The organism is Actinomycetota bacterium (assembly GCA_030682655.1).
GTDB lineage: Bacteria > Actinomycetota > Coriobacteriia > Anaerosomatales > JAUXNU01 > JAUXNU01.
The window spans coordinates 1-1139 of sequence record JAUXNU010000051.1 but is presented as its reverse complement, the minus strand read 5'-3'; the positions used below and the strand labels follow the sequence as shown (position 1 = coordinate 1139).

At 64.0% G+C, this 1139-nt stretch carries 2 protein-coding genes; both read right to left on the bottom strand.

The window, feature by feature from the left end; genetic code table 11:
- Positions 1–79 precede the first annotated feature (79 nt).
- On the bottom strand, positions 80–868 hold the full coding sequence (locus Q8K99_03000; protein MDP2181520.1) for a hypothetical protein: 789 nt from the start codon (positions 866–868) through the stop codon (positions 80–82).
- Positions 865–1139 (bottom strand): sigma factor-like helix-turn-helix DNA-binding protein (locus tag Q8K99_02995; GenBank protein ID MDP2181519.1); only part of this gene is annotated, 275 nt, incomplete at its 5' end. The genes Q8K99_02995 and Q8K99_03000, both read right to left, overlap by 4 nt.

Genomic DNA, 1139 nt, shown 5'->3' with positions numbered 1-1139 from the left:
GGCCGGTTTGCTGGTCATGCGCAATGCGTTCGCCAGAGTCGGTGCAGTCGAGATTCCGGTAGTCCCAAACAGCCGGTCGCTAGCGAGCCAAATCAGGATTCAGCTCGAACGTCACATCCCGTGCGACCGCCGCAAGAACCTCGACGTTGGCATCCGGGTTCATGACCTGCATCACGAAGCGCCCCTGCCGCCAGAACACCTTGGCGGCCCCGTTGCCCGGGCCGGCTACTCGCCCGCCGGTCTGCGGGTCCATCGGCAGCGTCTCGTTCAGTCGCGGCATCGCGAATGCCTGTGCGCCTCGCAAGTCGACCTTTGTCGCGTGAAGTCCGAAGTCGCCCTCAATGAAGCCCCGCAGCCACTCCTCGGCATCTCCGGGGTCGGGGAGCACCGTCAGCTGGATTATGACGTCATTTGAGTAGATGGCGTAGTAGTACCGATGAACGCCGACTTCGCCTTCCTCGTAGATCCCCTGGTAGCTGCCTCCCGCCGCTTGGGCCGGGAAGGCCAGTCGGATTCCGTATTCCTTCTCGAGGTCTGCAGGGGTCAGACGCCCGAAGTTCTCGTCGGTGAACGTGTCCCGGGGAACGAAGGTCTTCGCGGTGCGAAAATAGCTGTGCTGGCTAGTGACGCCGGGGAGAGGCGCGTCGGGAGTCGTCGGCCTGCCTATGATGAGCATCGCCAGGGCCACTGTGGCTACCGCGGTGATCGCTGTGATTGACATGGCGACCCGCGGTGAGATCGGCGGCGGCGCCTGGAGCGTCCTGGCCCTAGCCGCAATCGCCGCGACCTCCTCATCGGTGGGTCTCGGTGGAGCGAGGCGAACGAGCAGCTGCTCGGGTTCCGACCGAATGTGCATGGCGTCACTCATGTTCCACGCTCCCTCGTGCAGGCGACTCTGCTCTCTTCTTGGATGCTGCGCAGCCGCGAGAGTGCTCGGTACACGGTCTTCTTCGCGGCGTCTTCGGACTTGCCGGTGATGTGCGCGACTTCTGCGAACGGTCGATCCTCTATCACACGCAGGTAGACAGCGAGTCTCTCGGCGGGTCTGAGTGGCTCCAGCATGTCGGCGAGACGCAAGTCACTCTCCGGCTGGGACACTGGGACGCCGGCTGATTCGAGCCGCGAGCGCACTGACATCC

Excerpts from the sequence above, each read along its gene's own strand:
- Q8K99_03000 (MDP2181520.1), bottom strand. The coding sequence starts at position 868 with ATGAGTGACGCCATGCACATTCGGTCGGAACCCGAGCAGCTGCTCGTT.